Here is a 23,871-nt window from a genome sequence, read left to right as displayed (position 1 = left end):
TCGAATCTGTGGCAGACTGGGTTCATGAACGCTGGACGCACCGCACGCGAGAGAGCCCGGGCCGAGCTGACCGACGAGATCAAGGCGGTCGCCCGGCGGCAGCTCGCAACGGTCGGGGCGGAAGGGCTGTCGCTGCGGGCGGTCTCCCGGGAGCTCGGGATGGTGTCGTCGGCGCTCTACCGCTACTTCCCGAGCCGCGACGACTTGCTGACAGTGCTGATCATCGACGCGTACGACGCTCTCGGCGAAGCGGCCGAAGCAGCGGCGATCAAGTCGGGAGCGTCGTTCGCAGTCGGCGGGGCGACCCCGGACGCGGAGCCGCCGGACGGAGGGCTGGCGCCGCCCCCGGGGTCGTGGGATCCGTTGCAGACCTGGGTGGCCGTGTTCAGCGCTGTTCGGGACTGGGCCCGGTCGAATCCACAGCAGTACGCCCTGATCTACGGGTCGCCGGTGCTGGGGTATCAGGCACCGCAGACGACGGTTCAGCCCGCCATCCGGGTGCCCATCCTGATGCTCGGGATTCTCCAGCAAGCGCATGCGGAGGGCCGGCTGGCGCCGCTCGACGATGCTCCTGAGCCGGACGGCGTACTCGCCGGCCAGGTGGCCGTGCTGGTCGGGTTGGCGCCTGGTGTGCCGCCCAGCGTGCTGCTCCGGATGGTGATCGTCTGGACGCAGTTGTTCGGGATGATCAACTTCGAGTTGTTCGGTCAGCTCGTCGGATCGATGGACCCGGCGGACGAGTTCTTCGCCTCGGCGACCCGGCAGATGGCCGCCTTCGTCGGTGTCAGTTGACGACCTTCCTGCCCGCCGCGGCCGCGGCGGGTGTCAGCTGAACGCCTTCGGAAGCGGGAGGTCGATGGCGCGCGCGACCCGGCGGACGTAGTCTTCGCGCGGGATCGAGACCGCGCCGAGGGTGGCCAGGTGGTCGGTGACCCATTGGATGTCGAGCACGCGCTCGGCGGCGTACTCGTCATCCAGCAGCTCGATCAGACCGGCGACAGCAGCCTTCGAACCATCGGTTTTGTGGTGGAACATCGACTCCCCGGCGAACAGCCCGCCGATCGACACGCCGTACAGACCGCCCGCGAGCTCGTCGCCGTCCCAGGCCTCGACCGAGTGCACCCAGCCGAGCCGGTGGAGTTCGGTGTACGACGCGATGATGTCCCGGTCGATCCAGGACCCGGGCCGGCGCGGATCGGCACACGCGCGGATGACCTGGTCGAACGCCGTGTTCACCCGGATCTCGAACTTGCTCCGGGCCCGCCGCACCGATCGCGACGGCCGGTACCCGGCCACCTCGATCACCCCGCGATCGACCGGCGACCACCACAGCAGCGAGGCGCGGTGGTCTGGCATCGGGAACAGACCCCGCCGGTACGCCGCCAGCACGGTCCCCGGCGCCAGGTCGGCACCACCCGCGACCACGTCGCTCGCCCCGGCAACCCCGACCGGCGGAAACTCCCACACAGAAGCAGCAGGCTCGACAGGCACACCCCCATCCTGGACCACCCCCCAGCACTCCACCGCCGAGGGGACACCCCGAGCTCGACGGACCACCCGGGGCAAGGCGGCAGCACGGCGACACCACGCGGTGGCGGCGACACCTGCGGCCGAGGGACCACCTCGGGGCCGAGGCGACGCTGCGCGGTCGACGGCACACTCCGCGGTCGAGGGGACACACGAAGAGGTAGGGGACACCCGGGGTTTCTCCCGAGTGGCGGGGTACCGGAAGGCACGTAGAGTTGAAGCACGCCCAGGCTTCCGGACGCGGGGGAGGGCGGGAAGGAGCACCGTGGCCGGAGTAGCCAGGTTCGTCGCCAGCAGTCTTGCGCCCGCCGCGCAGCGGTTCGCCCCGCAGGCCGCGGCGGGTGTGCTGCGCCAGATTCTCGAAGTCGCGATCGACGGGTACCAGCGATTCCCCGGCGCCGAGCGGATCGCGGAGAGCAAGCTGGCCCGGTGCGGCGGCGACCCGCAGCTCGCCATCGACGCGGTGATCGACCAGCACATCCGGCTGGCCGGCGTGCAGGGCTTCGCCACCGGCCTCGGCGGCCTCATTACCCTCCCGGTCGCGCTGCCCGCGAACCTGACCGGCATCGCGATCGTCCAGGCGCGGATGGTCGCCGCGATCGCGCACCTGCGCGGCTACGACCTGGACGACCCGCGCGTCCGCACGGCGGTCATCACCTGCCTGCTCGGCGAGGAGGGCATCGCCGACCGGCTGAAGAAGTCCAGTCTGGTGTCGTCGCCGATGGCGATCGCGACCGCGCCGGTGTTCGACCCGGAGCTGGATCGCCAGATCTCCGGCGAGGTGGTCGGCGAACTGATCGCCCGGATCAGCGGCAAGAAGATGGCCCTCACCGTCACCCGCCGGGTTCCGCTGCTCGGCGGCGCGGTCGGCGGCTGCGTCGACGGCTGGTCGACGTACCGCGTCGGTCAGTACGCCGACAAGAGCCTGGTCCGCCGGATCCGGCGCCCGATCGAGCCGTGATCGCCGTACGCCGGCGCGCGGTGACGGCTGTGGAAGGGTGATGGCCGCGTGGTAGCGCCGTTCTGGGGACCAATGCTGGACTGCCCGGACCCGCTGCCGCTGGCCGAGTTCTACCAGCGGGTGGCCGGCGGTGAGCTGGCGGTCGTCAACGAGGCGTTCGTGGAGCTGAGGTTCGACACCTTCAGCCTCGGCTTCCAGCGTGACCTCAACTACCGCGCGCCGACGTGGCCGGACCCGCGCGTACCGCAGCAGACCCACCTGGATTTCATGGCCGAGGATCTGGACGCGGAGCAGGCGCGAGTGATCGCGGCCGGCGGGACGCCAACTGCCTTCCAGCCGCAGCCGTCCGTCTTCCGCGTCTTCCTCGACCCGGCCGGTCACCCGTTCTGCTTGACCACGTGGCGTACGCCGAGTGGCCCACCCGAATCACGCTGACGCTTCGGCCCGCTCCAGGCTGCGCCGCGTCAACGGAAGACGAGTCCGGGTCTCCTCATCCGCGGGCGTCTCGACAAACAGGATCAGATCCGGATGCGCGGGCAACGCGAACTCGGTGACCGTGAAGTGGAGCTCGCCCGCGGCCGGGTGGATCACGTGCCGCGGCCGCGGCGTGCAGGCGGCGACCTCGTGCCGTGACCACAGCTGGGCGAACTCAGGACTGAGCGCCTGCAGCCGCTCCAGGTCCGTCTCCCAATCCGGGTCGCCGAGGTGTTCGCCGTACGCCGATCGCAGCCGGCCGACGAGGTACGGGAGCTCGGTCTCGTAGTTCAGCAACTGCTGCCGGGCGTTCGGCTCGGTGACGATGCACCACAGCAGGTTCTTGTGGATGCAGGGCAGTTGGTGCCAGTCGTGGAAGAGGTCGCTGAACGCCGCGTTCGTACGCACGATGTCGAACCGGGTGTTGGTGATCACCGCGGGCAACGGATCGAGTGTGTCGAGGATCTCGGCGAAGACGTTCTCGTTCGCGCAGACCGTCGCCCGAGGTGGTCGCACCGGCGTCGCCTCGGCCAGACGGTAGAGATGCTCGCGCTCGATCGAGTTGAGCCGCAGCGTCGCGGCAACCGCATCCAGCACCTGACCGCTCGCGTTGATCGGTCGCCCCTGCTCGAGCCAGGTGTACCAGGTCACGCCGACCCCAGCGAGCTGAGCCAACTCCTCCCGCCGCAACCCCGGCGTACGACGCCTCCCGCCGGCGGGCAGGCCGACATCCTCGGGGGACACCCGCGCGCGCCGCGCCTTCAGGAATTCCCCGAGCTCAGCCCGGTGAGTACTCACGCCACCATCATGTCGGCCACCGCCGACAGTTTCAGCCGGCGAGAGCTTGCACCACTCGGCTAGGGGACGGCTTGCCTAGCTGGTCGGCCATCCAGACGCTGGTGGTGACGAGCTTCTCCAGGTCGACGCCGGTCTCGATGCCGAGGCCGTCGAGCTGCCAGAGGAGGTCTTCGGTGGCGAGGTTGCCGGTTGCGCTCTCGGCGTACGGGCAGCCGCCGAGGCCACCGGCGGAGCTGTCGACCGTAGTGACGCCTTCGCGGAGCGCGGTGAGGGTGTTGGCGAGAGCCTGGCCGTAGGTGTCGTGGAAGTGCACAGCCAACTTGTCGACCCCGATCCCGGCGGAGCCGAAGGCCGTCATCAGTGCGGTCACCTGGCCGGGCGTCGCGACGCCGATCGTGTCGCCGAGGGACAGCTCGTGGCAGCCGAGGTCGACCAGCCGCGCGCCGACCTTCACCACCTGATCGATCGGTACGACGCCCTCCCACGGGTCGCCGTAACACATCGACACGTAGCCGCGGACCGTCAGCCCTTCGGCCAGCGCGCGCTGGATCGTCGGGGTGAACATCGCGAACTGGTCGTCGAGCGTGGAGTTCAGGTTCTTCGCCGCGAAGGTCTCGGTCGCGCTGGCGAAGATCGCGACCTCGCGGACACCGGCGGCGAGAGCGCGGTCCAGGCCGCGTTCGTTCGGCACCAGAACCGGGGCTCGCACGCCCGCCGGCAGGTCGAGTTGGTCGAGCAGTTCGGCGGCGTCCGCGAGCTGCGGGACCCACTTCGGGTGCACGAAGCTCGTCGTCTCGATCGTCGTCAGGCCGGCGTCGATCAACCGCCGGATGAACTCGGCCTTCACCGCGACGTCGACGATGGCCGACTCGTTCTGCAGCCCGTCCCGTGGTCCGACCTCGTAGATCGTCACCCGGTCGGGCAGGCCGTCGGCCTTCACCAGTTGCGGTTTCCGCATCGTGCCGCCTCCGTGCGTCTGAGCCTGACACGGGATCTCCGCGACAATGGCTCGTGATGACAACTCTGGCTGACATTCTGCGCGGCATCGAACGTGGCGTCTTCCCCGCCCCGGATCTCGGCGTCACCGTCGTACCGGCGCCGTCGCCGCGCGAGACCTGCGTCGTCGCGCTGACCGGGCACATCGTGATCGCCGCGGACGTCGACCCCGCGTGGGTGGCCGAACGCGTCCCGGCCGGCGACCTCTCCGCGCCGACCAATCCGCCGTTCCTCTCGGCCCTCGAGGAGTTCACCGGCCGCCGGGTGAACGCGATCGACGCGATGCTGCTCGCGCCGGCGCTCAAAGACCCGGCCGATCGGGTCGCGGCCACCACAGGTGTGACCGAACTCACCAATCACGACCACCCTCGCGTCGAGCGCGCGTGGCGCTACCGCGACGACGTCCGGGTGTACGGCGACCAGTACGGCGGACTCGTGCTCACCGGGCGAGGTCTGGCCGGCCGCCTCGAGTGTGCGATCGAAGTACCCGAAGAATCCCGCGGCAAAGGCCACGGACGCCGGCTCGCGTCAGCCGCCCGTGCGCTCATCCCGGCGGACGCACACATCTGGGCGCAGGTCACGCCAGGCAACGCGGCCTCGTTCCGGACGTTCCTGGCCGCGGGCTACAAACCCGTAGGCTCCGAAGCGCTGCTGGTCAAGTGACCGCTCCGTGAACACCTGGCGGATTGTTGCTGACGGCACCTAGTCCACACCTGTGGACAAACCTGGGGAAACCGGGCGTCACGCCGTACGGCGATGGTAGGTGTGCGGCTCGTCGGCGTAGAAGTTGCCGCGGTAGAGGCCGCGGATGATCTCGGCTTCGTAGCCGTCGAGTTCGGGCATGCCGAGGTCGCGGGCGATCTCGAGTTCGGCGTGGGCATCGTACGGGATGCGGACGAACTGGATCGAGAACGGCGCCGGATCGTGTGCGTCCGGGACGCCCTCGAGGATCGCGTAGACCGGGGTCGGATCCTCCAGGCTGTTGCCGACCGAGCCGATGTTGAACAAGGTCCGGCCGAGGTCGACCTCGTAGAACGGATCGTGGGTGTCGGCATACCCGACCACGGTCGGGATCGGGCCGTCTCCGGTGGCCGGCGTGTTCTCGAACATCCCGACGTACTCCGCCTCGTCGTGATCGAACCGGACCCGCCGGTGAACACTCGTCGACGACGCGTGGAAGAGCCGGATCTGGCGGCCGCTCAGCAGGAAGTCATGGCAGAAGGGAAGCCCGCGCAGCCAGGCCCACTGATCCTCACGCAGTTCCTTCTTCCACCACCGCAGACCTTCGCTGTCGTGCTCGCGATCAGGATCCGGCAGGAAGTCGTCCCAGTTGCCGAGGATGTTCACCTCGCAGACCTCGCGGCACCGATCCACCACCGCCTGCCCGCGCGGTCCCTTCCCGACATAGTCGCCGAGGTTGAAGATCCGCTCGATCCCCCGCCCCTCGATATCCGCGAGCACCGCCTCCAGCGCGGTCAGATTCCCATGCACATCCGAAATCAGCGCAATCCGGTCCAGCCCCATATGCCGCATCCTGTCACCCCACCACACCCCACCGACAACGCATTACCGGCTCCCGCTGGGGCCGGTCGGCTCGGGAACACGCTCCTGTGCCGCGGAGCTGGATTGGCTTCGGGAAGTGGACTTCGGCGGCCGCGACCGTGAGCCGCGGGCCATCGGACCGGACGCGGAGGACGGTGTGATCGAGCCGCCTCCCGCCTCACCGGCCGAGTGTGCGGCCGCCCCGGCAACACTCCCGCCGACTTTGCGGGCGGCACCGAGGGCCACACCGGCAGCTCCGGCAGTGGCACCGGCCGCTGCACCGACTGCCTTCGCGCCGGACGCGCCGCCGCCCCCGGACGCGGATCCCCCACCGCCGCCCGACCCACCGCCGAAGCCGGAGCGGCCGACGTTGATGGCGCCGGTGGCAAGACCGCCAGGATCGGCCACCGCGCTGCCCATCCCGGCGCTCCCGCCGGCGACCGCCGCAGTGACCGGCACGACGAAGCGGAGCAGTGCCGGGAGCGCGAAGATCGCGAGCAGGAGCATCATCATCCCGGTCATGGCCTGGATCACGCTGTCGCCGGAGGCGAGCAGGTTGCTCTTGCTCAACTGCAGAGCCGCTGCATAGATGAGTGCGGCCGCCGGCTTGTAGGCGATGAACGCCAGCGACCAGCTGCAGTACTTCTTGAACCAGTTCCGGCCGATCTCGGTACTGGTCGCGGCAGCCGCGAGAGGGAAGGTCCCTGCGAGCAGCACCAGCATCGCCGAGCGCACCATCATCAGGACAATCTGGATCAGCGACGCGATGATCACCGATCCGTACAAGGAAATGGCCAGTAGCGTCGGCACATTCTGGGCAACGAGACCATGGACCAGGTCGCCGTGCTTGTCGACCTCGCCGCCGAAGGCGGTCTCGAGCGACGGATCCGCGCCTGCCTGGTGGATGATGTCCACCGCGAACTCGTCCGAAAAGGTCGTCAGCAACTGCAGAACCGCGGTGCCCGCAGCACCTACAGCGACGAAGATCAGCGTCGCCTTGAGCAGCTCCTGGAGAGGCCTGGCGCGTTGTTCCCAGGCGGTCCGCATACCTGCGATCAGTACGGCGACGAGGAAGACCACACCGGTGAGCCACAGCAGCCTGTCGTGCATGAAGCCGACTGTCTGGCTGTCCGTCCAGGTCTTGTCATCAGCCAGGGCCGGGGACCCAGGCCGGATCCAGAAGGTCGCCAACGAGTGCAAGGTGCTCAGCGCCGCCTCGTTGGTGCCCTCCTTCATTTGGTCGAGGGCGCTGGTCGCGATCGACTGGAAGCCTTCGTGGATGTGGCAGCCGATGTCTACTTTTCCGCACATCAGACACCGCTCCAGGGGACGAAGTCGGACAGGTCGCGGTGCTGGGCGAAGGGGGCGCCGACGGGTTCGCTCGGGGGTGGTGGTTGGAGGCGCCAGTCGCCGTCGTGCCAGACCAGGGTCAGGGTCGCACTCATGTACGCCGACTCGACGGGGATGGCCAGCATCACGGTGACCCGGTCGGGGCCGGCGTCGATGAGGCGGTAGCCGGCGAGCTGCGTGGCGGCCGACCCGCCGGCCGTGTCGTCGTGGCCCAGCTCGCGGATCAGCGCGTCGGTAGCGGCTCCGGGGAGCATGAGCTTGCGAACGGTCGGGATCGCCTGACGTTCGTCGGCGACGGCGGCGATCGCGTTGTAGGCGGCGTACAGGGCGCCGGTCGGTGAGTGGGCGAAGCAGTGCCGGAAGCCGTCGGGGTCGGTCCTGGCGGGGCCGTACGTCGACGAGCGAGGCACGACGACCCGGCGGCTCACTTCCCAGCCATCGGCGGCCGGGGCCTTGGTAGGGATCGCCTGATCGCCGTCGGCGAGGCTGCAGGAGCTCCCGGCGGCAGCGGGTTGACCGGTGGTCGCACCGGCGTCAGAGGTCGCAGGCCGGCCGGGGGATGCAGGACTGCCAGGGGGTGCGGGATTGCCGGGGGATGCGGGACTGCCTGCCACGGGTGCGGTCGCGCCGGCCGATACAGCGACCGAACCGGCCGTGCTCGCAGCCGCTGAAGTGCTCCCGGAGCTCGGGCCGGTGACGAGCAGGACCACGCCGCAGAGCAGGATCGCTCCGACCACGATGCACGCGGCGACGAACCCCGGGCCGAACGGCGACTTGTCTTCTTCGGTCTCGCTCATCGTGCTCCCCGATCTGTTGGCTGCGAACCTCACGGACCAAGGCTGGCAAAAATCGCCCGACCGCCGCGGAAGTTATCCACAGGCCCCGCGAAGTGGTCAAGGCAGGTTCGTGGTTACGCTCAGGTGGTTGCGGTTGACGGTCGGTCTGTAGCCGAAAGGTCACCCCGTGTAGCGAAGTGACCTAGTCAGCTAATAGAGTCCGCGCATGACCATCGCGCCTTCGCTTTGCTCGCCCCTAGCGCTCGCCGATGCAGACCCCACTCGCGCCTCGGAACCTTGGGAAAGCGATGTGATCTCGGCCTATGGCCTGCTGCGTGAAGCGGCGGCCGAGCTGGATCATCTGATGCGGCACTCCCTGAAGCGCAGTGGACTGCAAATGGCAATGTTCGAACTGTTGCTGCGGCTCGCCCGCAGCCACGGGGAGAGGCAGCGTCTCACGTCCCTCGCCCGGGAGTTGACCGTCACCACCGGCGGCATCACCCGGCTGGTGGACCGCGCCGAGAATCTCGGCCTGGTGCGCCGGGAGCCGTGTCCCGACGACGCCCGCGGCTCGTTCGCGGTGCTGACCGACGAGGGGAAGCGGCGGTTGCGCGAAGCACTGCCGGACCACCTCCTCGAGATCGACAGCCTCTGGATGTCCCAGCTGGCCGACGAGCGGGACCTCGTGCTCGGCAAGCTCCGCCGGGTCCGGGACAACGCCCGCCGCTGGCCGAACGGCCGCCCGGGCCTGGGGCCGATCTCACCCGACCGGATCTGAACCACAGCGACAACCTGAAAATCCGATACAAAGCATTACCCGCTACTAACGGTTGGGGCGCTCGGCTGGTGTCGGGCGCCCCGGCGCGTAATGGTTGAGAGGTGAAGCAACCAACCGGTCAGGTGCGCACGGACACTCCCAGCCGACGTACCGGCGGACCCGGAGACGGTGGCCCGCCGACCGGGCAGGAGCTGAGCCGGGGGCGGCATGCGACGCGGTGGCGAGGCGCTGTCGCCGGCGTGCTGGCGGCGTTGGCCGGACTGGCGGCGGGGAGTGTGGCGGCGGGTCTCCTCGGCACCTCGCAGACACCGGTGGTCGCGATCGGGTCGGCGTTCATCGACCGGACGCCGCCGTGGCTGAAGGATCTCGCCATCTCGTGGTTCGGCACCAACGACAAGACCGCGCTGCGGGTCGGCATCCTGATCGTCGTCCTCGCACTGGCCGCAATCGGCGGCGTTCTCGCCGTACGGCGCTATTGGGCCGGCGCACTGATCACCGTCGTACTGACCGGGCTGGCCGTGATCGCGGCGACGACCCGGGCGGACTCCGGGCAGACCGGGTTCCTGCCGTCGGCGGTCGCCGGGATCACGGCGTTGCTGATCCTGCGGCTGTTCAGCAAGCGACTCGAGCCACTGATCGACTTCCCCGATGACGGCGTCACCCGCCGGGGGTTCCTGCAGTTGTCGGCCGGGGTCGCGCTCGGGTCGGCGGCCGTCGGACTGCTGGGCCGAGTGGTCAGCGGAAATCGTGCGGCCGTCGCGGACGCGCGGAAGAGCCTGAAGCTGCCCCAGCCGCCGACCCTCGCTCCGCCCGCCGGCGTGCAAGCCGACGGCGCCACCCCGTGGGCCACGCCGAACGACGACTTCTATCGCATCGACACCGCCCTCTCGGTGCCGCAGATCCTGCCGACGGACTGGAAGCTGCGCATCCACGGCATGGTCGGCAAGGAGATCCAGCTGACGTTCGACGACCTGCTCAAGCGCCAGGTGCTGCATAAGTGGGTGACGCTGACCTGTGTGAGCAACGAGGTCGGCGGTGACCTGATCGGCAACGCGCTCTGGTCCGGCGTACTCCTCAAGGACCTTCTGCAGGAAGCCGGACCGTCCAAGGACGCCGACGCGATCAAGTCGACATCGAAGGACGGATTCACCGCCGGTACGCCGCTCAGCACGCTGCTCGACGATCGGCAGGCGATGCTCGCGTTCGCGATGAACGGTCAGCCGCTGCCGGTCGAGCACGGTTTCCCGGTGCGGATCGTCGTACCCGGGCTGTATGGCTATGTGTCGGCGACGAAGTGGCTGGTGGACATCGAGGTGACCCGGTTCGACCAGTTCGAGGCGTACTGGACGCCGCGTGGGTGGTCGGAGCTCGGCCCGATCAAGTTGTCGTCGCGGATCGACGTACCGTTCGGCAAGAAGGTGACCGCAGGCCCGGTGACCGTGGCCGGGGTCGCGTGGGACCAGCACGTCGGCGTGTCCAAGGTCGAGGTGCGCGTTGATGGGGGCCCTTGGCAACAAGCGACGCTGGCGACGGACGCGTCGATCGACACCTGGCGGCAGTGGCACTGGACCTGGAACGCGCCGCATGGCACGCATCTGTTGCAGGTACGGGCGTTCGACGACAAGGGCAACCCTCAGATCGAGGCGTCGGCGCCGCCGGCTCCGAACGGCTCGACCGGCCTGCACACCGTCAGCGTGAAGGTCGACTGACCGCAGTCAGCACCATGGGAAGGAACGTGTGCTCGAGCGAACCCGCCGGCACCTTCCGAGGCTCCAGCAGGCTCTGTGAGCGTGCGCCCTCATGCAACGCGATCACCAGCCGGACGAACTGCTCCGGCGGCACGCTGAACGTCAGCCCACTGGCCGCGGAAATCTCCTCGACCAGTTTCGTCAGGCTGTCCCGGAACATCGCCCGCTGGCGGTTCAACGCCCGCGCCGCCTCCGGATGCCGCAGCGCGTGCAGGGTGAACTCGGTCGAGATCAGATGCCACTGCCGCTGGTCCGGCGAGGCCTCGTCGAGCAGACCGAGCACGGCGTCCAGCAGCGTGCCCGGCTGATTCGCGAGCTCGGGCAGCAGCGCGGCGATCTGCTCGAGCAGGCGGTCGGTGGTTGCCTGGAACAACGCGATGACCAACTCGTCCTTGGACGCGAAGTTCGAGTAGAAGGCGCCGCGCGTGAACCCGGCCCGGTCGCAGATGTCCTCCACCGAGGCTCCGTGGAATCCGCGCTCGGCGAGGACTTCGAGGGCGCCGTCGAGCAGACGGGCCCGGGTGGCGGAGCGACGGCGTTTGGGTGGTTCCATACGAGTAGGATACAGTTCTGTATTGAATACACAACCGTATTGAACGGGGAACTGGGATGCAGCTCGAGGCCAATGGGATCAGCGTGCGCGGTCCACACGCGCCGATGCTGACCACGACGTCGGTGCGGGTCGCCGATCATCAGCTGGTGCTGCTGGCGGGCTACCCCGGTCCGGGTCACGTCGCGGCCGCACTCGGGCTGTCGGGTCGTCTCAAGACCGACACCGGCTCGGTTCGCCTCGACGGCAAGGCGGACGCGGCGCTGCTGCGTCGGCGGGTCGCCGTGGTCGACGCACCCGGTATCACCGAGCCGGACGACGCCCTGCCCACTCAGACCGTCGTGGGCGAGGAGCTGGCGATCGCCGGTCGCAAGGCCGGCCGGAGGGCCGCGCTGGAGTGGCTGAACGAGCATGACGCGGCGGAGCATGCGGACAAGCGGTTCGAGCACCTGCCGGTCGCCGTACGGACCAGCCTGCTCGCCGAACTGACCGTCGCGCGGCCGGACGTGAAGCTGGTCATTCTGACGATGCCGGATCGGCACGGCGGAAATCCGCACGAGTGGTATGCGCTCGGTCGCGACCTGGCGTCCCGCGGGTACGGCGTGATCATCACGTGCGCCGAGGCGTCGGCACGGCTGCTGGGGGTGGCGGCCGCCCGGCTCGGCTCGACCGACCAGCCGGACCCGGTGCAGATCGCACCCATCGCACCGATCGAACCCCTCGCACCGATCGAGGACCCGACGCCGGGAGACGTCGTACCAGTGGAAGAGGAGACGAACGCGTGACCGCGATCAGGATGGCCTTGAGCGAGTTGCGGAGGCTCACCGCGGGGCGGTTGCCCAAGCTGGCTGTGGTCGCCCTGCTGCTCGTGCCGGTGCTGTACGGCGGTCTCTACCTCTACGCCAACCACGACCCGTACGGGCGCCTCGACAAGATCCCCACCGCGGTCGTGGTGGAGGACGCGGGGACGACGCTCGCCACCGGGGAGAAGCTGAACGTCGGACCGCAGGTCGCGGACGAACTCGTGAAGTCGAAGAGCTTCGACTGGCATCGCGTCGACCGGGCGGAGGCGACGGCGGGAGTGTCGGACGGGAAGTACGAGTTCGCGCTCGTGCTGCCGAAGTCGTTCTCCGCTGACCTCGCGTCGAGCGCCGAGTTCACGCCGCGGCAGGCGGAGCTCGAGCTGCTGACCAACGACGCCAACAACTACATCGCCCACACCATCGCGAACCAGGTGGTCGCGCAGGTGACCAAGACCGTCGCGTCGCAGGTGAGCGAGACGGCGGCGAGCCAATTGCTGGCCGGGTACAACACGATCCACACGCAGATCGGCCACGCGGCTGCCGGTGCTGCTCAGCTCCAGACCGGACTGACGTCGGCGGCGACGGGCGTGATCAAGCTCCAGACCGGCGCGACCCAGCTCAACACCGCACAGAAGCAGCTTTCCGCCGGCGCGACCAAGCTGGCGGCCGGCACCACTCAGGCCTCGCAGGGCGCGACGTCACTTGCGGCCGGTGCGACCAAGCTGGACAACGGTCTGAGCACTCTCGAGCGGAAGTCGGCGACGCTGCCGAAGCAGACCAAGACTCTGGCCGCCGGCGCCGATCAAGTGGCCGACGGCAACGAGAAGATCGCGACCGCCGGGCGCCAGGCCGCGACCGCGTCGAGCACGCTGGTGAAGGACCTGAGCACGCTCGATTCCGGATTGGCTGCGCGGCTCAAGGCCCGCGGTTTCAGCCAGCACCAGATCAACGAGGTCCTGACCGAGACGGCGAAGCTGCGTGAGCCCGTCGTACGGGCGAACACCAAAGTCCAGTCGACGTCCAAGCAGCTCAACCAGTTGGCCACCGGAGCCCGCAAAGTCTCGAACGGCGCGGCCGCGCTGGCCAAGGCGACGCCGGCGCTGACCAGTGGCATCAGTACGGCCGCCAACGGCGCACAGCAACTGGACTCCGGCGCGGGGCAACTCAAGACCGGCCTCACCAGCCTGCAGACCGGCGCACAGCAACTCGCGACCGGTGAGAAGCAGGCGGTGGTCGGACAAGGGCAGTTGCTGACCGGTGTGAACAGCTTGGCCACTGGAGTCACCAAGTTGAAGACCGGTGCGACTCAGCTGAACACCGGACTGGCCAACGGCCTCAAGCAGATCCCCAACCCGTCCGCTGACCAGCGCAAGGCGGTGGCCGAGACGCTCGGCGCGCCGGTGACCCTGCAGAACGTTTCACAGGCGACGGCCGACAGCTATGGCGCCGGTCTGGCTCCGTTCTTCCTCAGCCTGGCCTGCTGGATCGGGGCGTACGTGCTCTTCCTGCTGGTCCGGCCGCTGTCACCGCGGGCGCTGGCGGCGCTGCAGTCGCCGTTCCGGGTCGCGCTGGGCGGTTGGTTGCCCCCGGCCCTCTTCGGCGCGATCCAGGCGACGCTCGTCTTCACCGCGGTCACCCTCGGCCTCGGCATCCACGCGGCGCATCCGTGGCTGACCGTCGGGTTCCTGATCCTCACGTCGTTCACGTTCGTGGCGATCCTGCATGCGCTGTCCGCGTGGTTCGGCGCGGTCGGCAAGTTCCTCGGTCTGGTCCTGATGGTGGTCCAGCTGGTCAGCGCCGGCGGCACGTTCCCGTGGCAGACCATCCCCGCGCCGCTCTACTTCTTCCATCACGCCCTCCCGATGAGCTACGCCATCGACGGCGTCCGCCACCTCATGTACGGCGGCCCCGGCACCTCCCTCGGCCGCGACCTCCTGGCCCTACTGGCTTGGTTCGCCGCAGCCCTCGCCGCATCAACCCTGGCCGCCCGCAAACAACGCATCTGGCCCGCCAAAAAACTCCAACCAGAACTTGCGCTCTAGTTGTTCATGAAGGCTGTGGTGCGGGAGAGGAGTTGGGTGGTGGTGGGTTGGTCGAAGTAGGTGATGAGGGCTTCGTAGGCGCCGGATTCGGCGGCAGAGGAGTCTACGACGTAGCCGTAGTAGCCGTCGGTGTAGCCGACGACGCGGGTGACGGGGTGGGTGCTGTCGGCTTGCAGGCCGGCGCCGTGGACGGCGAAGAGTTCGACGGGGAGGTTGACCCAGCAGACGTCGCCCATCGTCACGACGCTGATGGGCAACTCGAAGGAGTCCGGTAACGGGACGGCTGCCATCAGCGCTTGCCCGCGGGCGCCGTCGAGGCGGGTCTGGGCGATCCGGCCGGAGGGGTCGTCCTGGCCGCTGGCCCGGCCCTCGGCCGCGACGACGAGTCGGGCTGCCTCGGCGGCCGACGGGATCTCGCGCACCTTGAGGTCCAGCGTCGTACGGCGAATTGCCGGTGCCGACTGGGGTAGCTCCAGGCCAGGCCCGGCCAGCGCTTCGCGGACCCGTGAGGCGAGCAGACCGCCGAGCCGGGCGACCTCGGCGGCTCCGCGACCCTGACGAGTGAAGCGCGGACTCACATCACCGGCCGCACCCTGCAGAAACCCGACCACCGCGGGAGCGAGCGCGGCGCGGGCGGCGCCCGGGAAATCGGCGGAATACCGCAGGTTTTCCGGACCATAGGTAGTCGGATGGCAGGCGAAGTCCAGCAGAACCGCCTCGAGCGACCCCTCCGGCGAGTGCAGCGCGAGAATGCCGGCGGTGTTGTCGTGCGGACCGCCGCGACGGTGCCGATTGGTCCCGACCCCGATCACCTCGACCGACCGCCACGACGCCGTCACCGGCTGGCGCGCGAGACACACCGCTCGGACCGTGGACGTCAACCTGTCGACCAGGTCCTGCTCGCGCTCGGCCGGGATGACCGGATGGATCTCACCGGTCCACCCGGACGGACCTGAGTGCGTATGCGAGGCGGACACCACCACGTGCGACGCCGGGATGCCCGCCGCGGCGCTCACGGCGACGGCCATTTCGGTGGTCAGGTCCTTGCTGACGGCAATCGCGTCCAGGGTGAGCCACAGTACGCCGGGGTCGCTCGCCGTACTCAGCCAGATGATCGTGGCCCGGAGTGGATCCGCGGCCCCGGTCGCGAGATCGGTGCGGGCGGCATAGCCGTCCAGTCGGTGGCCCGGAGGTGGGGTGACGTCCAGGGATGTCGCGGCCAAGAGGAGTTCGGTCACGTCGGGGCTCCAGCGGTCATACCGGCTTTGATCTGGCAGGGGCAGGCGAGTCGGTGTGGTGTACCAAGACAACCAGGTATTGGTTCTACGTGCCCAGACACGGAGCGGACTACCACCGCGCGGGAATCGCGCTGACCAGGCGGGCGGTGATGTCCGTGGGGTCCGTGATCGCGTGGCCGACGACGACGGCGTACGCGCCCGCGTCGAAGACGGCACGGACGTCCTCGGTGGTGCGGATCCGGCCCTCGGCGACGACCGGGCAGTCCAACCTCGCTGCGAGCCGGCGGACGAGTTCGACATCAGGTCCGGTCGGGGTAGGACCCGCGGTGTAGCCCGACAGGGTGGTCGCGACCAGGTCGGCACCCGCGTCCCGGGCAGCAAGGCCGGCGTCGAGGCTGTCCACGTCGGCCAGCACAGGTACGCCGAGCTCGTCATGGATCCGGCGGATCTGCCAGTCGAGCGGCTGTCCGTCGGGCCGCGGCCGGAGTGTGCCGTCGAGCGCGACCAGGTCGGCGCCGGCCGCGACGACGCCGGCCGCGGCCTCGTACGTCGGGGTGATGAACACGCCGGCCGGGTCGCCGAGCTTGTGCAGGCCGATGATCGGCAGGCTGGTCACGGCCCGGATCGCGGCGATGTCGGCCGGCCCGTTGGCCCGGATCGCACCGGCTCCACCGGCCTCGGCGGCCTGGGCCATCAGCGCCATCGCGGCCGGGGAGTCGAGCGGGTTCCCGGGATCTGCCTGGCAGGACACCACCATGGTGCCGGTTGCGAGAGCTGTCATCGACGGTGCGTCACGATCAGGTCGGCGTACGTTCCGACCGGACCGGTCGCCAACCGCTCCGCGCCGTCGAGCGAGTTGCCGACGGCCGGGGTCAGCTGCGCTCTGGGCGGCAACGCCGTACGGACCGGAGTCAGCAGCTGCTCGCCGGCGCCGTCGAACAGCCCGCCGACACACGCAACCGGGACGGGGCCTTCGCCGGCCAGTTGCGCCACGGCCGCACTGACGGTCTCGGCGATGTCGCCGGCCGCGCGTACGACGAGGTCGTGCGCGACCGGATCACCCTCGGCGGCACACCGCAGCACCTCCGGAGCGAAGCGGGCGACGTCGTCGACCAGCGTCGAGGACCGGTAGAGCGTGACCGGATCGAGCGCGGTCTCCGCGAGCTTGGTCACCGGGCCGCGGCCGTCACGGGCACGCTGGACCGCGACCAGGCCGGCGCGGCCGATCGCGAACGCGCTCCCCGCGTCGCCGAACAGGTACCCGTGCCCGTCGAGCTTGCGCCAGGTGCCGTCCCGGTCCACCGCGAGGCAGACCAATCCGGTGCCTGCGGCAACCACTACGCCGTACCCGTCGGGCAGGGCGCCGGCGTGCGCGGTCACCATGTCCTGGGCCAGTCGCACCTCGTCGGCGTCGAGCAAGGCGCCGACCTCCGCGGCGAACGCCTCCGCCGCACCCGGTGCGGGCGGGTAACCGGTCAAGCCGAGCGCCACCACCTCGACCGGCCCGCTGACACCCGCCTCGGCCGCGGCATCACTGATGGCCGCCAGCATGCGTCGGAGAGCGTCCGGGCCGTGGGTGTACCCGGGCCCCCTGCCGGTACGGCGCGACGGGAGGACTCGGAGTCTGAGGGCGGACTGTCCGCCGTCGATGGCAATGCGGGTCACCGGTTCACTCTTTCCCACGAAGGGCGGCGGGTAAAGCACCTCGGGTAGACCACTGTGGCAGGCTGGCAGGAAGTCCTCGGGAGGGAACGGTATGCGCTTCGGATTCAAGGTCAACCCGGCAGGCTGGGACGACGCGTCGTCGTGGGCGGCCATCGCGGAGGACGCCGGCTTCGACGGGCTGTGGACCGGCGACAACCTGCGCAACCCGCGTGATCCCGCCATCGCGGTGCACGACGGGCCGACCATCATCGCCGGCTGGGCCGCGACCACGCGACGGATCCGGGTCGGGTTGCTGATCGCGAACCTGGTGTTCCGGCACCCGACCGTCCTGGCCAAGCAGGCGACCACGCTCGATCACGTCTCGGGCGGCCGGTTCGATCTCGGCATCGGCTCCGGCGTCTGGCCGACCGACCACGGCATGGCCGGTACGCCGATCTGGACCGCGCGGGAGCGGACCGAGCGGCTGGCCGAGTTCGTGGCGATCGTCGACCGGCTGTTGTCGGGGGACGTGGCCGATCACGCTGGGCCGTACTACCCGTACTCGCTGGCCGCGATGACACCCGGGACAGTGCAGGACCGGCTGCCGCTGATCATCGCGGCGAACGCGCCCCGTGCCCTCGCGGTCGTCGCGGCGCACGGCGACGGGTGGGTGACGTTCCCGGGTGCGGCGACCGAGGAGGAGTTCTACGCGAAGTCGGTCGAGCGCGTGCAGGCCCTGGACGCGGCCCTCGACGGCCGGAGGATCCGGCGGCTCCTGCTCGCCTACGGGCAGATCGATCCGTGGGCGTCGGAGGACGGGTTCGCCCGGCTGGTCGAGCGTTACCAGGGCATCGGCTTCGACGAACTGGTCGTCTACGCGCCGAAGGACCACGAGCGCGCCGTCTTCGACAAAGTCGCGAACCGCCTCGACCACTACCGCTAGTCCTCGATGTTCGACATGACGTGCTTGATGCGGGTGTAGTCCTCGAGTCCGTACATGGACAGGTCCTTGCCGTAGCCGGAGTGCTTGAAGCCGCCGTGCGGCATCTCGGCGACGATCGGGATGTGGGTGTTGATCCAGACGCACCCGAAGTCCAGGCGGCGGGCCATCCGCAGTGCGCGGCCGTGGTCGCGGGTGAAGACCGAAGAGGCCAGGCCGTACTCGACCCCGTTCGCCCAGCGCAGCGCCTCGTCCTCGTCGGTGAATCGCTGGACGGTGATCACCGGGCCGAAGATCTCCTGCTGGATGGCGTCGTCGTTCTGCCGGAGTCCTGAGACGACGGTCGGCGCGTAGAAGTAGCCGCGTTCGCCGACGGCCGCGCCGCCGGTCCGGACGGTCGCGTGGTCGGGCAGGTTGCGGACGAAGTCGCTGACCCGGTGCAACTGGGCTTCGTTGTTCAGTGCGCCGTACGCCGCGTCCGGATCGTCGGGCTGCCCGGTGTGGGTGTGGTTGGCCCGCTCGGTCAGGGCGTCGACGAATTCGTCGTGGATGCCTGGACCAGCCAGCACCCGGGTCGCGGCCGTGCAGTCCTGGCCCGCGTTGAAGTAGCCCGCGTCCGCGATCGCCTGCGCAGCCTTCGCCAGGTCGGCGTCGTCGAAGACGACCACCGGCGCCTTGCCACCGAGCTCGAGGTGGGTCCGTTTGAGCTGCCGGGCCGCGGCCGACGCGACCTCCATCCCGGCCCGGACCGAACCGGTGATCGCGACCAACTGCGGGATCTCGTGGTCGACCAGCGCGCGGCCGGTGTCGCGGTCGCCGCAGACCACGTTGAGCACCCCCGGCGGCAGGAACTCGTTGCACAGCTCGGCGAGCAGCACGGTCGACGCCGGTGTGGTGTCGCTCGGTTTCAGCACCACCGTGTTCCCCGCGGCCAGCGCGGGCGCGATCTTCCAGATCGCCATCATCAGCGGGTAGTTCCACGGCGTCACCTGACCGACGACACCGATCGGCTCCCGCCGGATCCAGGACGTGTGGCCGGTCATGTACTCACCCGCCGACCTGCCCTCCAGCACCCGGGCCGCGCCGGCGAAGAACCGCAACTGATCCACACACGGCGGCACTTCGTCGGTGGCCGTGATGGACAGCGGTTTGCCCGTGTTCCGGCTCTCCACCGCGATGAACTCGTCCGCCCGCCGCTCCATCGCGTCCGCGATCCGCAGCAACGCCAACTGCCGCTCGGCCGGCGTCGTGTCCCGCCAGGTCTCGAAGGCCCGCGCGGCCGCGGTCATGGCCTGGTCGACATCCTCCGGTCCGGACAACGGCGCCCGCGTGTAGACGTCACCGGTCGCCGGCGCGATCACGCCGTACGTCGCGCCACTCAGCGCGGCCACCGGCTTGCCGTCGACGATGTTGGTGAGGGTCTGGTCCATGACGGTCCTATCTGCTCGATTCTTCGCCGAAGACGCACTCGCCCTCGACGTAGGTGGCCCGCACCCGGGCTTGCGCGATCTCGTCCGGCGGTCCGGCGAACGGGTCGCGGTCGAGGATCGCCAGGTCCGCGAGCGCCCCGGTCTCGATCCGGCCGGTCTCGTCGGCGTGGTTCACCCACGCGCTGCCCGAGGTGTACGCCGCCAGCGCGGCAGCCAGGTCCAGCGCCTGCTCGGGAAGGAATGCGTCGGCCGCGCGGTCGTCCCTGCGATTCACCGCGACATGTACGGCGGCCAACGGGTCCGGGCTCGACACCGGCCAGTCCGATCCGGCGGCGAGCCGGGCACCCGACCGGGCCAGGGCACCGAACGGGTACTGCCACGCCGTCCGCTCCGGCCCGAGGAACGGGATGGTCAGGTCGACCATCTGCGGTTCGTACACCGCCCACAACGCCTGCAGGTTCGCGGCCACCCCCAGCTTCGCGAACCGGCCGATGTCATCGGGATGAATCACCTGCAGATGAGCGATGTGGTGTCGCAGGTCGCCGTCGCCGTTCTCGGTCAGCGCCGTCTCGAACGCATCGAGCGCCTCCCGGACCGCCCGGTCGCCGATCGCGTGCACGTGGACCTGGAACCCTTCCGCGTCGAGCCGCGTGACGTGCTGCCGCAACTCGGCCGGATCCACGAACGACAGGCCGGCGTTGGCGGTCCGGCAACCACAGCCGTCGAAGTACGGCTCGAGCATCCCGGCCGTGAAGTTCTCCGCCACACCGTCCTGCATGATCTTCACGCTGCCGGCCCGGAACCGCGGGAAGTTCAGGGAGTCTCGCCGTACGACGAGGTCCGGGATCTGCTCGCCGCCACGGTCCCGCTGCCACCACAGCGCGCCGACGACCCGGGCGGTCAGGCGGCCTTCACGGGCGAGTTCGACGTACGCCGGAGTCGCGTCGCCCATGTTCGCGTAGGCACCGAGGATCGCGTCCTGCCAGCCGGTGATGCCGAGGGAGTCCAGATAGGCCTGCGCGTCCATCAGCGCCGCGACCAGCTCGACGTGCGTGGTCGGCGGGAGGAGCCGGCCGACGAGGTCCATCGCACCCTCGTGCAAGGTGCCGGTCGGCGATCCGTCCGGGCCGCGCTCGATCCGGCCGTCGGGCGGGTCCTGCGTACGGGCGTCGATCCCGGCCAGGGCGAGCGCCCGGGAGTTGGCCCAGGCGCCGTGGTGGTCCGCGTTCACCAGGAAGGCCGGGCGGTCGCCGGTGACTGGGTCGAGGTCGACCGCGGCCGGCGCGGCGCCCGGGAAGTCGGGCTGGTGCCAGCCGCCGCCGAGGATCCACGGGACGTCCGGGTGCTGTACGGCGTACCGCGCGATCGTCTCCTGGTACGCCGCCAGCCCGGAGGCGGGCGCGAGATCGCAGCGGGCGCGTTGGAGACCGCCCTGCACCGGGTGGATGTGGGCGTCAACGAATCCGGGGAGTAGCAGGCCGCCGGCCAGGTCGACCACCGTGGTGTGCGGACCACGCAGCTCGCCGAGGTCGGGACCGACCGCGGCGATCCGGCCGGAGCGAACCGCGACGGCCAGGCCGGGCCGGTGCCGCAGCCCGTCGAAGACCGAGCCGTTGACGAACAGCGCGTCCACCCCGCCGACCTCCCGCTGTGCTTGGTACTGCGACCCGGTCGACTGATTCCGCATCAGATGCCGATCTGAACTGCCGACATCGACACACTATCGGCTCGCTGGGAACGAAATCACTTGCCCGAACGGATTTTTCCAGGCACGATGGCGGGCAACGGCCAGCCTGAGACGAGGGAACCACCATGTCGTCCGACACGCTCGACGACGCCGACTTCGCCCACCTGCAGCAGTCGGCTCGCGATCACCTGTGGATGCACTTCACCCGCTTGTCGAGCTACCAGACCGGCGAGGTGCCGGTCATCGTCCGCGGTGACGGCGCCTACATCTACGACGCCCGCGGCAAGCGATACCTGGACGGGCTGGCCGGACTGTTCGTCAGCCAACTGGGCCACGGGCGGACCGAGCTCGCCGAGGCGGCGGCCAAGCAGGCCTCGGAGCTGGCGTTCTTCCCGCTCTGGTCGTACGCGCATCCCAAGTCGATCGAGCTGGCCGAGCGGGTCGCGGGTTATGCGCCGGGGGACCTCAACCGGGTCTTCTTCACCAGCGGCGGCGGCGAGGCCGTCGAGACCGCCTGGAAACTGGCCAAGCAGTACTTCAAGCTGACGGGCAAGCCCGGTAAGCACAAGGTGATCAGTCGTGCGATCGCCTACCACGGCACCTCTCAGGGTGCACTGTCCATCACCGGGCTGCCGGAACTGAAGGCGCCGTTCGAGCCGTTGGTGCCTTCGACCTTCCGGGTCCCGAACACGAACATCTACCGCGCCCCGATCCACGGTGACGACCCGGCCGCGTTCGGCCGCTGGGCCGCCGACCAGATCGCGGTCGCGATCGAGAACGAGGGCGCCGACACCGTCGCCGCCGTCTTCCTCGAACCGGTGCAGAACGCGGGCGGTTGCTTCCCGCCACCACCCGGGTACTTCGAGCGGGTCCGCGAGATCTGCGACGAGTACGACGTACTGCTCGTCAGCGACGAGGTGATCTGCGCGTTCGGCCGGCTCGGGCACATGTTCGGCGCGGAGCGGTACGGCTACCAGCCGGACATGATCACCTGCGCGAAGGGCATCACCTCCGGCTACTCACCGCTCGGCGCGATGATCGCGACCGACCGGCTGATCGAGCCGTTCCTGCACGGCGACACCACGTTCGCCCATGGCTACACCTTCGGTGGCCACCCTGTATCCGCCGCGGTCGCGCTGACCAATCTGGACATTTTCGAGCGCGAAGGCATCAACGAGCACGTCCGGAGCCGGGAGGGGGATTTCCGGGCGACACTCGAGAAGCTGCTCGACCTGCCCTTGGTCGGCGACGTCCGCGGTGCTGGGTACTTCTACGGGATCGAACTGGTCAAGGACAAGGCCACCAAGGAGACGTTCGACGACGACGAGTCGGAACGCCTGCTCCGCGGCTTCCTCTCCAAGGCCCTCTTCGACGCCGGCCTCTACTGCCGCGCCGACGACCGCGGCGACCCCGTCATCCAGCTCTCCCCACCTCTGATCTGCGACCAGCCCCACTTCGACGAAATGGAACAAATCATCCGAGCCGTCCTCACCGAGGCCGAGTCGAAGCTGTAGGGGTAGGAGGACCACCTCCCGGGGTTTGGCATCCGCAGGCGGTAAGTCCGGCGGCGGGTAGATCTTCTGCGGCTGGTTTCGGCTGGATGTCGCGTTCGGCGCGCGCCGATCGTCAGATAGCTGAGGGCAGATAGCCTGACTGCGGAGGAGGCGGGGAGTGCCGTGCCGGATGAGGACAAGAAGCGAGCAGCGCACCGGGCTCTGGTGGATCGGGTCCTGAGCGGGGAAGGCAAGGCATCCGCGGACCAGCGAGCGCGTGCCTTCAGGAACGACGGGCTCGCCCCGCCGTTGGACGCCCTGATCGCCAAGGTCGCCGACAGGCCCGCGCAGGTCACCGATGCGGACCTGGCTGCGGCCAAGGCGTCGGGCTGCACCGAGGATCAGCTTTTCGAGCTAGTGGTCTGCGCCGCGGTCGGCCAGGCTGCCCGGCAGTACGAAGCCGGACTCGCCGCCCTGGCCGAAGCGACCGGCCAAGGGGAGGCCTGATCATGCGTCTCGACATCCTCAACCACGGTTACGGGCCAGGCACCAAGATGCTCTTCGCGGTCATCCGGCTGTTCTCCCGGCACCCGGTGCCAGATGCCGCCAAGCTGGTCTTCTACCGGCCCGACTTCTACGGCACCCGCGCCAAGGAGTTCACCCACGAGGCGATGCGCGGACCGTCCGCCTGGTCGGTCGGCGACCGCGAACTGATGGCCGCCTACGTGTCCAAGGTGAACGACTCTGCATTCTGCATCAGCGCCCACACCGCAACCGCCAGCCAGGCGTACCAAGACGCGCCACGTGTCGCGGCGGTCCTGGCCGACCCGGACTCGCCTCCCGTCGATGAGCCACTCCGGTCAACGCTGCGGATGCTAGGCAAGCTGACCCGCGAGGGAAAGGTCGGCGCCGAGGACATGCGCGAAGTACTGACCGCCGGCGCGACACCCCAGCAGATCAAGGACGCCCTGGCCGTCTGCGCTGCCTTCAACACCACCGACCGCCTGGCCGACACCTTCGGCTTCGAACTACTCACCCCCGAAGGCTTCGACGCAGGAGCCAAATACCTCCTCAAACGGGGCTACCGATAACCA

The 23,871-nt window shown here is 69.5% G+C and carries 24 protein-coding genes; 12 read left to right on the top strand and 12 right to left on the bottom strand.

Translation table 11 applies throughout. The features are described from left to right. Positions 1 to 24: 24 nt before the first annotated feature. On the top strand, positions 25 to 792 hold the full coding sequence (locus tag OG876_RS12590) for a TetR/AcrR family transcriptional regulator (protein ID WP_328525005.1): 768 nt from the start codon (positions 25 to 27) through the stop codon (positions 790 to 792). Between the two features lie 33 nt (positions 793 to 825). Here OG876_RS12590 and aat read toward each other — a convergent pair whose 3' ends face one another. Next, positions 826 to 1,491, bottom strand: a complete 666-nt coding sequence (gene aat, locus OG876_RS12585; RefSeq protein ID WP_328525004.1) for a leucyl/phenylalanyl-tRNA--protein transferase — start codon at positions 1,489 to 1,491, stop codon at positions 826 to 828. Between the two features lie 301 nt (positions 1,492 to 1,792). Here aat and OG876_RS12580 point away from each other — a divergent pair, with 301 nt between their 5' ends. Together OG876_RS12580 and OG876_RS12575 are read left to right on the top strand one after the other, a co-directional pair. Then, positions 1,793 to 2,488, top strand: a complete 696-nt coding sequence (locus OG876_RS12580; RefSeq protein ID WP_328525003.1) for an EcsC family protein — start codon at positions 1,793 to 1,795, stop codon at positions 2,486 to 2,488. A gap of 48 nt (positions 2,489 to 2,536) precedes the next feature. Beyond that, complete coding sequence (locus tag OG876_RS12575; protein ID WP_328525002.1) at positions 2,537 to 2,923, top strand: VOC family protein; 387 nt, start codon at positions 2,537 to 2,539, stop codon at positions 2,921 to 2,923. On the opposite strand, the gene OG876_RS12570 is transcribed toward OG876_RS12575, so the two are convergent. Both OG876_RS12570 and OG876_RS12565 read right to left on the bottom strand, forming a co-directional pair. Continuing rightward, positions 2,915 to 3,760, bottom strand: coding sequence for a helix-turn-helix transcriptional regulator (locus OG876_RS12570; protein ID WP_328525001.1), 846 nt, complete (start codon positions 3,758 to 3,760; stop codon positions 2,915 to 2,917). The genes OG876_RS12575 and OG876_RS12570 overlap by 9 nt on opposite strands. Positions 3,761 to 3,791: 31 nt before the next feature. Further along, complete coding sequence (locus OG876_RS12565; RefSeq protein WP_328525000.1) at positions 3,792 to 4,718, bottom strand: hydroxymethylglutaryl-CoA lyase; 927 nt, start codon at positions 4,716 to 4,718, stop codon at positions 3,792 to 3,794. Positions 4,719 to 4,774: 56 nt separating this feature from the next. Between OG876_RS12565 and OG876_RS12560 the strand changes: the two genes are divergently transcribed. Beyond that, the gene (locus OG876_RS12560) at positions 4,775 to 5,419 is read left to right on the top strand and encodes a GNAT family N-acetyltransferase (protein WP_328524999.1); all 645 of its coding nucleotides are present in this window, start codon (positions 4,775 to 4,777) and stop codon (positions 5,417 to 5,419) included. A gap of 78 nt (positions 5,420 to 5,497) precedes the next feature. Here the strand turns inward: OG876_RS12560 and OG876_RS12555 are convergent, their stop codons facing one another. From OG876_RS12555 to OG876_RS12545, 3 genes are read right to left on the bottom strand one after another with little or no spacing between them, the layout of a single operon-like run. Further along, positions 5,498 to 6,289: a metallophosphoesterase family protein gene (locus OG876_RS12555; protein ID WP_328524998.1), complete on the bottom strand. Its 792-nt coding sequence runs from the start codon at positions 6,287 to 6,289 to the stop codon at positions 5,498 to 5,500. A 33-nt stretch (positions 6,290 to 6,322) separates the two neighbouring features. Then, positions 6,323 to 7,609, bottom strand: a complete 1,287-nt coding sequence (locus OG876_RS12550) for a type IV secretion system protein (protein ID WP_328524997.1) — start codon at positions 7,607 to 7,609, stop codon at positions 6,323 to 6,325. Then, positions 7,609 to 8,445 (bottom strand): hypothetical protein, encoded by an 837-nt coding sequence (locus OG876_RS12545; RefSeq protein ID WP_328524996.1) that lies wholly within the window; start codon positions 8,443 to 8,445, stop codon positions 7,609 to 7,611. Before OG876_RS12545 ends, OG876_RS12550 begins: the two co-directional genes overlap by 1 nt. A 289-nt stretch (positions 8,446 to 8,734) precedes the next feature. Between OG876_RS12545 and OG876_RS12540 the strand changes: the two genes are divergently transcribed. Next, positions 8,735 to 9,202 (top strand): MarR family winged helix-turn-helix transcriptional regulator, encoded by a 468-nt coding sequence (locus OG876_RS12540; protein WP_328524995.1) that lies wholly within the window; start codon positions 8,735 to 8,737, stop codon positions 9,200 to 9,202. Positions 9,203 to 9,303: 101 nt separating this feature from the next. Beyond that, the gene (locus tag OG876_RS12535) at positions 9,304 to 10,911 is read left to right on the top strand and encodes a molybdopterin-dependent oxidoreductase (protein ID WP_328524994.1); all 1,608 of its coding nucleotides are present in this window, start codon (positions 9,304 to 9,306) and stop codon (positions 10,909 to 10,911) included. Here the strand turns inward: OG876_RS12535 and OG876_RS12530 are convergent. Beyond that, entirely contained in the window at positions 10,892 to 11,503 is a 612-nt protein-coding gene (locus OG876_RS12530) for a TetR/AcrR family transcriptional regulator (RefSeq protein ID WP_328524993.1), read from the bottom strand. The genes OG876_RS12535 and OG876_RS12530 overlap by 20 nt on opposite strands. Before the next feature lie 56 nt (positions 11,504 to 11,559). Here OG876_RS12530 and OG876_RS12525 point away from each other — a divergent pair, with 56 nt between their 5' ends. Together OG876_RS12525 and OG876_RS12520 are read left to right on the top strand one after the other, a co-directional pair. Next, a complete protein-coding gene (locus OG876_RS12525; RefSeq protein WP_328524992.1) occupies positions 11,560 to 12,285 on the top strand; it encodes a hypothetical protein in 726 nt (241 codons plus the stop codon). Beyond that, complete coding sequence (locus OG876_RS12520) at positions 12,282 to 14,345, top strand: YhgE/Pip domain-containing protein (RefSeq protein WP_328524991.1); 2,064 nt, start codon at positions 12,282 to 12,284, stop codon at positions 14,343 to 14,345. The genes OG876_RS12525 and OG876_RS12520 overlap by 4 nt, the downstream gene beginning before the upstream one ends. On the opposite strand, the gene OG876_RS12515 is transcribed toward OG876_RS12520, so the two are convergent. The 3 genes from OG876_RS12515 to OG876_RS12505 all read right to left on the bottom strand — a co-directional run bounded on the left by OG876_RS12515 (position 14,342) and on the right by OG876_RS12505 (position 17,248). Then, complete coding sequence (locus tag OG876_RS12515; RefSeq protein WP_328524990.1) at positions 14,342 to 15,583, bottom strand: hypothetical protein; 1,242 nt, start codon at positions 15,581 to 15,583, stop codon at positions 14,342 to 14,344. The genes OG876_RS12520 and OG876_RS12515 overlap by 4 nt on opposite strands. Positions 15,584 to 15,692: 109 nt before the next feature. Continuing rightward, positions 15,693 to 16,364, bottom strand: a complete 672-nt coding sequence (locus OG876_RS12510) for an N-acetylmannosamine-6-phosphate 2-epimerase (protein WP_328524989.1) — start codon at positions 16,362 to 16,364, stop codon at positions 15,693 to 15,695. Then, positions 16,361 to 17,248 (bottom strand): N-acetylglucosamine kinase, encoded by an 888-nt coding sequence (locus OG876_RS12505; protein WP_328524988.1) that lies wholly within the window; start codon positions 17,246 to 17,248, stop codon positions 16,361 to 16,363. Before OG876_RS12505 ends, OG876_RS12510 begins: the two co-directional genes overlap by 4 nt. A 91-nt stretch (positions 17,249 to 17,339) precedes the next feature. On the opposite strand from OG876_RS12505, the gene OG876_RS12500 reads away from it, so the two are divergent. Continuing rightward, entirely contained in the window at positions 17,340 to 18,170 is an 831-nt protein-coding gene (locus tag OG876_RS12500; protein WP_328524987.1) for an LLM class flavin-dependent oxidoreductase, read from the top strand. On the opposite strand, the gene OG876_RS12495 is transcribed toward OG876_RS12500, so the two are convergent. Then, a complete protein-coding gene (locus tag OG876_RS12495; RefSeq protein WP_328524986.1) occupies positions 18,167 to 19,597 on the bottom strand; it encodes a gamma-aminobutyraldehyde dehydrogenase in 1,431 nt (476 codons plus the stop codon). The two genes, OG876_RS12500 and OG876_RS12495, sit on opposite strands and share 4 nt — an antisense overlap. 7 nt (positions 19,598 to 19,604) lie before the next feature. Continuing rightward, positions 19,605 to 21,284, bottom strand: coding sequence for an amidohydrolase (locus OG876_RS12490; RefSeq protein WP_328524985.1), 1,680 nt, complete (start codon positions 21,282 to 21,284; stop codon positions 19,605 to 19,607). 125 nt (positions 21,285 to 21,409) lie between these two features. Here OG876_RS12490 and OG876_RS12485 point away from each other — a divergent pair, with 125 nt between their 5' ends. From OG876_RS12485 to OG876_RS12475, 3 genes are all read left to right on the top strand, one after another. Further along, the gene (locus tag OG876_RS12485) at positions 21,410 to 22,798 is read left to right on the top strand and encodes an aspartate aminotransferase family protein (protein WP_328524984.1); all 1,389 of its coding nucleotides are present in this window, start codon (positions 21,410 to 21,412) and stop codon (positions 22,796 to 22,798) included. Positions 22,799 to 22,960: 162 nt separating this feature from the next. Continuing rightward, positions 22,961 to 23,284: a hypothetical protein gene (locus OG876_RS12480; protein ID WP_328524983.1), complete on the top strand. Its 324-nt coding sequence runs from the start codon at positions 22,961 to 22,963 to the stop codon at positions 23,282 to 23,284. Positions 23,285 to 23,286: 2 nt separating this feature from the next. Then, positions 23,287 to 23,868, top strand: coding sequence for a carboxymuconolactone decarboxylase family protein (locus tag OG876_RS12475; protein WP_328524982.1), 582 nt, complete (start codon positions 23,287 to 23,289; stop codon positions 23,866 to 23,868). Positions 23,869 to 23,871: the final 3 nt, after the last annotated feature.

This window comes from Kribbella sp. NBC_00359 (genome assembly GCF_036097425.1).
In the GTDB taxonomy this organism is placed as follows: Bacteria; Actinomycetota; Actinomycetes; order Propionibacteriales; family Kribbellaceae; genus Kribbella.
Note: the sequence above shows the minus strand (reverse complement) of the source record. Positions and strands in the feature narration are given on the sequence as shown.

Excerpts from the sequence above, each read along its gene's own strand:
- OG876_RS12485 (WP_328524984.1), top strand. The coding sequence starts at position 21,410 with ATGTCGTCCGACACGCTCGACGACGCCGACTTCGCCCACCTGCAGCAG.
- OG876_RS12490 (WP_328524985.1), bottom strand. The coding sequence starts at position 21,284 with ATGCGGAATCAGTCGACCGGGTCGCAGTACCAAGCACAGCGGGAGGTC.
- OG876_RS12525 (WP_328524992.1), top strand. The coding sequence starts at position 11,560 with ATGCAGCTCGAGGCCAATGGGATCAGCGTGCGCGGTCCACACGCGCCG.
- OG876_RS12550 (WP_328524997.1), bottom strand. The coding sequence starts at position 7,609 with ATGTGCGGAAAAGTAGACATCGGCTGCCACATCCACGAAGGCTTCCAG.
- OG876_RS12500 (WP_328524987.1), top strand. The coding sequence starts at position 17,340 with ATGCGCTTCGGATTCAAGGTCAACCCGGCAGGCTGGGACGACGCGTCG.
- OG876_RS12555 (WP_328524998.1), bottom strand. The coding sequence starts at position 6,289 with ATGCGGCATATGGGGCTGGACCGGATTGCGCTGATTTCGGATGTGCAT.
- OG876_RS12560 (WP_328524999.1), top strand. The coding sequence starts at position 4,775 with ATGACAACTCTGGCTGACATTCTGCGCGGCATCGAACGTGGCGTCTTC.
- OG876_RS12495 (WP_328524986.1), bottom strand. The coding sequence starts at position 19,597 with ATGGACCAGACCCTCACCAACATCGTCGACGGCAAGCCGGTGGCCGCG.
- OG876_RS12510 (WP_328524989.1), bottom strand. The coding sequence starts at position 16,364 with ATGACAGCTCTCGCAACCGGCACCATGGTGGTGTCCTGCCAGGCAGAT.
- OG876_RS12475 (WP_328524982.1), top strand. The coding sequence starts at position 23,287 with ATGCGTCTCGACATCCTCAACCACGGTTACGGGCCAGGCACCAAGATG.
- OG876_RS12530 (WP_328524993.1), bottom strand. The coding sequence starts at position 11,503 with ATGGAACCACCCAAACGCCGTCGCTCCGCCACCCGGGCCCGTCTGCTC.
- OG876_RS12545 (WP_328524996.1), bottom strand. The coding sequence starts at position 8,445 with ATGAGCGAGACCGAAGAAGACAAGTCGCCGTTCGGCCCGGGGTTCGTC.
- OG876_RS12590 (WP_328525005.1), top strand. The coding sequence starts at position 25 with ATGAACGCTGGACGCACCGCACGCGAGAGAGCCCGGGCCGAGCTGACC.
- OG876_RS12565 (WP_328525000.1), bottom strand. The coding sequence starts at position 4,718 with ATGCGGAAACCGCAACTGGTGAAGGCCGACGGCCTGCCCGACCGGGTG.